This window comes from Mycobacterium sp. (assembly GCF_032159565.1).
In the GTDB taxonomy this organism is placed as follows: Bacteria; Actinomycetota; Actinomycetes; order Mycobacteriales; family Mycobacteriaceae; genus Mycobacterium.
Window position 1 is genome coordinate 1 of record NZ_JAVHWR010000043.1, and the last position, 7,886, is coordinate 7,886.

Here is a 7,886-nt window from a genome sequence, read left to right on the forward strand (position 1 = left end):
GTCTGCTGCAGGTCGATGATGTAGATGCCGTTGCGGTCGGTGAAGATGAACCGCTTCATCTTGGGGTTCCAGCGACGGGTCTGATGCCCGAAGTGGGTGCCGCTGTCAAGCAGCTGCTTCATTGTTACGACAGCCATGGTCGGCTACGTCCTCTTGTTGTCGGTTGTCGCCCGGCGTCGGGTGATGCCAGGCCCTGGCGTCTGCTGCGTGCCGAACCCGGTCGGAGATTTCCGATTCGGGACCGCCCGGCACGCGGATGCAACCCTGGTGGAACGGGGCTGCGGCGCAGGCGCGCGAAGTCAATCCGCTGATGCGAATTGCGGATTTGAGTTTACACCGTGCCAACTGGTGCTTTGTCCACACCGGCGCACTGATCCCCAGGTGAACGGTTGGTGGCTTCCAGAACCGACTGCGACGCGCTGAGCTGGACGTATGCGCGTCGCGGCGGTGATCCTCGTCCTTGCGTTGGCGTCTGCGGCGCCCGCGGGTGCCGACGACGGCCGCCTGAACTGGCCGTTGCAGCCGCGACCTGCGGTTTTGCGCACGTTCGATGCGCCGACGCCGAACTGGCAGCGCGGGCATCGCGGCATCGACCTGGCCGGGGTGCCAGGCCAGCCGGTGTATGCCGCCGGGCCGGGGACGGTGGTGTTCGCCGGCGTGCTCGCCGGTCGGCCGGTGGTGTCGATCGCCCATCCGGGCGGTCTGCGGACGAGCTACGAGCCGGTGACGCCGTCGGTGCGGCCGGGGCAGTTGGTGTCCGCGGGAACCCCGCTCGGCGGCCTGGTCGCCGGACATGACGGCTGCCCGGCACCCGCGTGCCTGCACTGGGGAGCGATGTGGGGCCCCGCCGCCAACGCCGACTACGTGGATCCGTTGGGGCTGCTGGCGGCGACTGCGATTCGGCTCAAACCCCTACACGGATGACTTCGCACCGCGAGCGTGCATGTTTGCACGCAACACGCCGGGCATTTGTGTACAGGCGCGCACGCTCGCGCAGACTTGCCGCCCCTCGGCCGTGCCGGATATCGCCAAGGTGATTGATCTGCTTCGGGCTTAGCCTCCCCTCGACTCCGTCCGTAGGCTGGATTTCGATGAGTATTGCGCCCGACACCGCCGTGGTTCTCGACAACCGGTTCGCCCGTGAGCTGCCGGAGATCGCGGTGCGATGGCAGGCGGAATCCGCACCCGTGCCGCGGCTGCTCGTCCTCAATGAGCCGCTGGCCGCCGAGTTGCGGCTCGACGTGAACTGGCTACGAAGCGCCGACGGGATCGGCCTTCTCGTTGGGACCGAAGTGCCCGACGGCGCCGAGCCCGTCGCCCAGGGCTACGCCGGTCACCAATTCGGCGGCTGGGTGCCCAGGCTCGGCGACGGTCGCGCGCTGCTGCTCGGTGAACTCTTCGACACCGCGGGCCGGCTTCGGGACCTCCATCTCAAGGGTTCCGGTCGCACACCGTTCGCCCGCGGCGGCGACGGCCTGGCGGCGGTCGGCCCGATGCTGCGCGAGTACATCGTCAGCGAGGCAATGCACGCCCTCGGCATCCCGACCACACGGTCGCTCTCGGTCGTCGCCACCGGCCGCCCGGTTCAGCGCGACACCATGCTCGAGGGCGCCGTCCTGGCGCGCGTCGCGGCGAGTCATCTGCGGGTGGGCAGCTTCCAATACGTCGCGGCCGCAGGCGAATTGGATGTCCTGCGGCGCCTCGCAGATCACGCCATCGCCAGGCACTACCCCGCGGCCGCCGACGCCGACAATCCCTACCTTGCACTGCTCGACGCGGTCATCACCGCTCAGGCCGAGCTCATCGCCCGCTGGATGCTGGTCGGGTTCATCCACGGCGTGATGAACACCGACAACATGACGATCTCGGGCGAGACGATCGACTACGGTCCGTGCGCCTTCATGGACGCCTTCGATCCCAAGACGGTGTTCAGCTCGATCGACTCCTGGGGCCGCTACGCCTACGGCAACCAGCCGACGGTGGCCGGGTGGAACCTGGCCCGCTTCGCCGAGGCGCTTCTGCCGCTGTTCGCCGAGGACCAGGATCGCGGAATCGCGCTCGCGACGGCACTGCTGCAGGATTTCCCGTCGCGATACGCCTCCGCGTGGACGGCCGGCATGCGCGCCAAGCTCGGGCTGACCAAGGATGTCGACGACCAGGTCGTGGGGCAGCTCGCCGACGACCTGCTGGCGCTTCTCGAGCGCGACCGCGTGGATTACACATCCTTTTTCCGACAGCTGAGCCGGGCAGCACGTGGAGAGGCCGAATCGCCCTTCGATGAGTGGGCGGCCCGGTGGCGGGCGTTGGCCCCTGACGCCGACGCCATGGATCGCGTCAACCCGGTCTACATCCCGCGCAATCACCTCGTCGAGGATGCGCTCGGCGCGGCGACGGCCGGCGATCTCGTTGTGCTGCAGGCGCTGCTGTCAGCCATAACGTCTCCGTATACGGAGCGGCCGGGGTTCGAGCGCTATGCCGAGCCGGCGCCGGAAGACTTCGGCGGCTGCTACCAAACCTTCTGCGGCACTTAGCGATTCGCTGGTTCAGGCGCGTGGATGCGCCTGATCGTGCACCGCGCGCAGCCGCGCGACTGTGACGTGGGTGTAGAGCTGCGTGGTGGCCAGCGTCGAGTGGCCGAGAAGTTCCTGCACGATGCGCAGATCCGCGCCGCCCTCGAGGAGATGGGTGGCCGCGCTGTGCCGCAGCCCGTGCGGTCCGATGTCGGGCGCTCCGTCGACGGCGGAGACGGTCTGGTGCACGACGGTGCGGGCCTGGCGCTGGTCGAGCCGACGGCCGCGGGCGCCGAGCAGCAACGCTGGCCCCGAGTCGCCGGTGGCCAGCGCCGGGCGTCCGTCGGTGAGCCAGGCCGTCAACGCGGCCTGGGCCGGCTCGCCGAACGGCACCGTGCGCTGTTTGTTGCCCTTACCCAGGACGCGGCACAGCCGTCGCGACATGTCGACGTCGTCGACGTCGAGGCCGCACAGCTCGCTGACGCGGATGCCGGTGGCGTAGAGCATCTCGACGATGAGCCGGTCCCGCAAGGCCATCGGATCGCCTTGCTCTGCACCGGAATTGGCGGCCGCCATGGCGTCCAGCGCCTGGTCCTGGCGCAGCACCGATGGCAGCGTCCGCCGCGACTTGGGCACCTGCAGACGCGCCGCCGGATCGCTGGACAGCAGGCCGCGTCGCGTCGCCCATGCGGTGAAGGTCTTCACCGCCGAGGTGCGGCGGGCCAGCGTGGTGCGGGCGACACCAGCGGCGGCCTGAGCCGACAGCCAGGACCGCAGCGCCGGCAGGCTCAGGCTGCTCAGCTGGGCATCGGGCGTGCGCTGCGAAAGGAAGTCGAACAGCGACCGCAGATCGCCCAGGTACGCGCGGCGGGTGTGGTCCGAGCGGCCGCGCTCCAGCGCCAGATGGTCGTCGAACTCCTCGAGGATCGCCTCCACGCACCTACCGTCGCAGAGAGCAGGCGACCGCTCAGGTGACGCGCCGAAGCGTTTCCGGAGTGAGATCTTTGCGCGTCGGATAACCGTCGACGGCCATGATCAGGTCGGCTTCGGCCAACAGGCATCGCAGGACGTGCACGACGCCATCCGTGCCGCCCAGCGCGAGCCCGTACGCGTACGGCCTGCCGATGCCGACCGCGGTGGCGCCCAGCGCCAGCGCCTTGACGATGTCCGCGCCGTTGCGGATGCCGGAGTCGAACAGGACCGGCACTCCGTTCGCCGCTTCGACGACGGCGGGCAGGCAGTCGATCGCCGGGATGCCGCCGTTGGCCTGGCGGCCGCCGTGGTTGCTGCAGTAGATGCCGTCGACGCCGCCGTCGATCGCGCGTCGCGCGTCGTCGGGATGGCAGATGCCCTTCACGAGCAACGGCAGCTTGGTCAGCGACCGCAGCCACGGAAGGTCCTCCCAGGTGAGTGGGTTGCCAAAGGTCTGAACCCAGCTCAGCACGGCGGCCTGCGGGTTCTCCTCGGGCGGCTGGGCAAGTCCGGCGCGGAAGACCGGGTCACTGGTGTAGTTGCTCAGGCACTTTCCGCGCAGTTGCGGGAAGTTCGAGGTCGACAGGTCGCGGGGACGCCAGCCGGGCACCCAGGTGTCGAGTGTGACGACGATGCCCTTGTAGCCTGCGGCCTCGGCGCGCTGCACGAAGCTGGCGGCCAGGTCGCGGTTCGCGGGCGTGTAGAGCTGGAAATACCCTGGCGTGTCGCCGAATTCAGCGGCGATGTCTTCCATCGGGTCTTCGGTCAGCGTCGAGATGACCATCGGGACACCGGTGCGCGCGGCAGCGCGGGCAGTGGCCACGTCGCCATGGCCGTCCTGCGAGCAGATGCCGATCACTCCGATGGGCGCCATGAAGACCGGCGAGGGCAGCTTCAACCCGAAAAGGTCGACGGAGAGATCGCGTTCCTTGGCGCCGACGAACATTCGCGGCATCAGTCCCCAGGCGTCGAACGCGGTGCGGTTGACGCGCTGCGTGCGCTCGTCGCCCGCGCCGCCGACGACGTAGGACCACACCGACGGCGGCATCGCGGCTTGCGCCTTGGCCTCCCACTCCGCGTACGACATCGGAAGCTTCGGCACGATGCCGGACAGGCCCTGCAGGTAGATCTCGAGCTGGTAGTCGCCAAATGCCATGGTGTCAGCGTGCCAGGCCGAGGGTCAGGCGTTGGCACCTTCCTCGGCTTGAGCGAGTTCGCGCTTCCACTGCCGGAAGGTCTCCTCGGTGCGGCCTCGGCGCCAATAGCCCGAGATGGAGGCCGCCCACTTGGCATCCACGCCGCGGTCCTTGCGGATGTAGGGCCGCAGGTTGTGCATGACCGTCTGCGCCTCGCCGTGGATGAAGACCTGGACCTGCCCGGGCAGCCAGTTGGTCTCCTTGACCGCCGCGATCAGCGGCGCATGGTCGCCGGCTCTGTCCTCCGGCACCAGGTCCGAACGCCCGCCGCGGTAGATCCAGTTCACGCCGACGCCTGGCGGCGCCTTGAGCGGGATCTCGTCCTCGGGTCCGGCGACCTCGATGAAGACCTTGCCGACAGCGTTGTCGGGCAATGCTTCCAGCGCCACGCTGATCGCGGGCAGAGCCGCCTCGTCGCCCGCCAGCAGATGCCAGTCCGCCGCAGGGTCCGGGGCATAGGCACCGCTGGGACCCATCAGGTACGCCGGTTGTCCCGGTGTCGCCGCCAATGCCCATGGGCCCGCGACACCGCGCTCGCCGTGCACGACGAAGTCGATGGCGAGTTCGCGGCGGTCGGTGTCGACGCTGCGCACGGTGTAGGTGCGCACGGTCGGCCGCTTTTCGACGGGCAGTTCGTTGAAGCTGTCCAGCGTCAACGGTTGCGGGAGCGAGGCGACGTCGATGCCGTCGCGCACGAAGACGTTTTTCACGTACGCATCGGTGAAGTCGTTGGGCGTGAACGTGTCGAAACCACTGCCGCCGAGCACCACGCGAATAATGTGCGGTGTCACCTGCTCGGTGCGCAGCACCTCGAAGGTGTGCACGGGACGTCCTGCCACTGTTCCTCCAGAACTCGGCCGCATCTTGTTAGCCGGACTCAACAATGATACGAGCGGTCGGTATTCCGCGGTGGGCTACCTTCTGGCCTTGACGAGCTTCCAGTAGCCGTCGTCACGAATGATCAAACCGCATAATTCCAGCATCGACAGCGGCCCAAGCACCTGCGTGGGCGCCAAACCGGAGGCCACCGCGATCTGGTCGGCGGTGCGCCGACCGCGGGCCGGCAACGCGTCGTAGACCCGCTGCTCGGCCTCACCGAGGCCGTCGAGCACCGCTCCCGGCCGTTGCTCGTCGGGCGCGAGCTCGCCGATGTGGCCGATGAGCTCGACGACATCGGCGGCGCGCGTGACGATGTAAGCGTCACCGCTGAGCAAGGCGTGGCACCCCACCGACGCCGCCGACGTGATCGGTCCCGGCACTGCGCACACCGGGCGGCCCAACGCCCGCGCCCACGCCGCGGTGTTCGCCGCCCCGCTGCGAACCCCCGCCTCGACGACGACCGTTGCACCCGACAGCGCGGCGACCAACCGGTTGCGGGTGAGGAACCGGTGCCGCGCCGGACGGATGCCGGGCGGATACTCGGTGACCACCAGACCTTGCTGCCCGATCCGGTGCAGCAGCCCGGAGTGGCCAGACGGGTACGGAACGTCGATGCCGCCTGCGAGCACGGCGACGGTGAACCCGTCAGTGGCGAGCGTCGCGCGGTGCGCCGCGCCGTCGATGCCGTATGCACCGCCCGACACCACCGTTACGTCCCGTTCGACGAGGCCCGCCGCCAAGTCGGCCGCGACGTGCTCACCGTAGGCGGTGCACGCTCTGGTGCCGACGATCGCGGCAGCACGGCCGGCCATGTCGTCGAGGCGGCCCTCGCCGAGCGCCCACAGGGCCAGCGGCGGATGGGCCTGAGGCCGTTCCCGGTGATCGACACCCGCGAAAGAGCTGAAGGCAAGATAGGGCCATTCGTCATCGTCGGCGGTGATCAAGCGACCGCCACGGCGGCTCAGTAAGTCGAGATCTTCTGCAGCACAATCGATCCCGCGGCGAGCTTCGGTCGAACGAGCAAGGCCCTGCGAAACGGCGCCCGTCTTGATACACCTGGCGGCCTCGACGGGCCCTACGCGGCTCACCAACTCCGTCAATTGCGGACAGGGCGGTTCGGCCACGCGAGACAAATACGCCAACGCGAGTCGCGTGTCATCTGTCATTGCACGCCGCCCGGCTGCCGGAAGCTGAGTGCGGTTTTGACCTCGTCGACTTTCGGCGACGTCCGGCCCGCCAAGTCGGCCAGCGTCCAGGCGACCCGCAGTGTTCTGTCGACACCGCGGATGCTGAGCAGTCCGCGGTCGAGCGCAGTCTTCAGCGGATCCATCGCATCCTTGTCGAGCCGATAGCGCCGACGCAGCAGGACGCCGCTGACCTCGGCGTTGGTGCGGATGCCATGTTTCCGCCATCGCTGCGCCGCCGCTTCGCGCGCCGCCCTCACTCGTTCGCGCACCGCCGCGGTCGACTCTCCTGCTTCGGTGGCAAAAGCTTCTGCTCTCTCACGGTGCATGAAGACGCGCAGATCGACGCGGTCGAGCAGTGGGCCCGACAACTTGGTCAGATATCGGCGCTTTTCGGCAGAAGTGCAGATGCAGTCCAGAGGATCGGGGGATGCACAGGGGCATGGGTTGGCCGCGAGCACCAACTGGAAGCGGGCGGGATATCGAGCCACTCCGTCACGCCGGGCGAGCCGAATCTCCCCGTCTTCCAACGGCGTTCGCAGTGCCTCCAGCGCGCTGTTTCCCACCTCGGCGTACTCGTCGAGAAAGAGGACGCCGCGATGCGCGCGACTGACGGCGCCGGGTCGGGCCATGCCAGAGCCCCCGCCGACGAGCGCTGCCACGCTCGACGTGTGGTGCGGCGCCACGAACGGCGGTCGGGTGATCAGCGGCGTGTTGCCCGACAGCAGCCCGGCAACCGAATGGATCGCGGTGACCTCCAGCGACTCGCCGGGTGTCAACTCCGGCAGAAGCGCCGGCAGACGTTGCGCCAGCATCGTTTTCCCGACACCCGGCGGGCCGGTCAGTGTCAGGTGATGCGCGCCCGCGGCGGCCACTTCGACGGCGTAACGCGCGTGAACCTGCCCCACGACGTCGGCGAGATCCGTGTCGACCTCCGCTTCGGTGCTCGACGTCTCGACCCTCCCGTCCAGCTGCGCCTTACCCGAGAACCAGGCGTGGAGTTGCCTCAACGTTGGGGCGCCCAGTACCTCGATCCCGTCGACCAGGCTGGCCTCGCGGAGGTTGTCGACCGGGACCACCACGGCCGGCCAGCCCTCCCGCTTGGCGGTCAGCACCGCCGGCAGCACACCTTTGACGGGCCTCAC

Annotated in this window: 8 protein-coding genes; 2 read left to right on the plus strand and 6 right to left on the minus strand. The window is 68.8% G+C overall.

The window, feature by feature from the left end; genetic code table 11:
- Window positions 1-137: 30S ribosomal protein S2 (locus QOC76_RS05820; protein ID WP_526355138.1), on the minus strand; the 137-nt coding region annotated here is incomplete at its 3' end.
- 295 nt (window positions 138-432) lie between these two features.
- Here QOC76_RS05820 and QOC76_RS05825 point away from each other — a divergent pair.
- Both QOC76_RS05825 and QOC76_RS05830 read left to right on the plus strand, forming a co-directional pair.
- Complete coding sequence (locus QOC76_RS05825) at window positions 433-924, plus strand: M23 family metallopeptidase (protein ID WP_526355124.1); 492 nt, start codon at window positions 433-435, stop codon at window positions 922-924.
- 167 nt (window positions 925-1,091) lie between these two features.
- On the plus strand, window positions 1,092-2,531 hold the full coding sequence (locus QOC76_RS05830) for a protein adenylyltransferase SelO (RefSeq protein WP_526355126.1): 1,440 nt from the start codon (window positions 1,092-1,094) through the stop codon (window positions 2,529-2,531).
- A gap of 12 nt (window positions 2,532-2,543) precedes the next feature.
- Here the strand turns inward: QOC76_RS05830 and QOC76_RS05835 are convergent, their stop codons facing one another.
- The 5 genes from QOC76_RS05835 to QOC76_RS05855 form a co-directional block, all read right to left on the minus strand.
- Window positions 2,544-3,446 carry a tyrosine recombinase XerC gene (locus QOC76_RS05835; protein ID WP_526355128.1) on the minus strand — a complete coding sequence of 301 codons (903 nt, stop codon included), beginning with the start codon at window positions 3,444-3,446 and terminating at the stop codon, window positions 2,544-2,546.
- Window positions 3,447-3,477: 31 nt separating this feature from the next.
- Window positions 3,478-4,638: a lactate 2-monooxygenase gene (locus QOC76_RS05840; protein ID WP_526355130.1), complete on the minus strand. Its 1,161-nt coding sequence runs from the start codon at window positions 4,636-4,638 to the stop codon at window positions 3,478-3,480.
- A 24-nt stretch (window positions 4,639-4,662) separates the two neighbouring features.
- A complete protein-coding gene (locus QOC76_RS05845; RefSeq protein WP_526355132.1) occupies window positions 4,663-5,517 on the minus strand; it encodes a siderophore-interacting protein in 855 nt (284 codons plus the stop codon).
- Between the two features lie 75 nt (window positions 5,518-5,592).
- Window positions 5,593-6,723: a DNA-processing protein DprA gene (gene dprA / locus QOC76_RS05850; RefSeq protein WP_526355134.1), complete on the minus strand. Its 1,131-nt coding sequence runs from the start codon at window positions 6,721-6,723 to the stop codon at window positions 5,593-5,595.
- Window positions 6,720-7,886 (minus strand): YifB family Mg chelatase-like AAA ATPase (locus QOC76_RS05855; RefSeq protein WP_526355136.1); only part of this gene is annotated, 1,167 nt, incomplete at its 5' end. The genes dprA and QOC76_RS05855, both read right to left, overlap by 4 nt.

Excerpts from the sequence above, each read along its gene's own strand:
- dprA (WP_526355134.1), bottom strand. The coding sequence starts at position 6,723 with ATGACAGATGACACGCGACTCGCGTTGGCGTATTTGTCTCGCGTGGCC.
- QOC76_RS05830 (WP_526355126.1), top strand. The coding sequence starts at position 1,092 with ATGAGTATTGCGCCCGACACCGCCGTGGTTCTCGACAACCGGTTCGCC.
- QOC76_RS05825 (WP_526355124.1), top strand. The coding sequence starts at position 433 with ATGCGCGTCGCGGCGGTGATCCTCGTCCTTGCGTTGGCGTCTGCGGCG.
- QOC76_RS05840 (WP_526355130.1), bottom strand. The coding sequence starts at position 4,638 with ATGGCATTTGGCGACTACCAGCTCGAGATCTACCTGCAGGGCCTGTCC.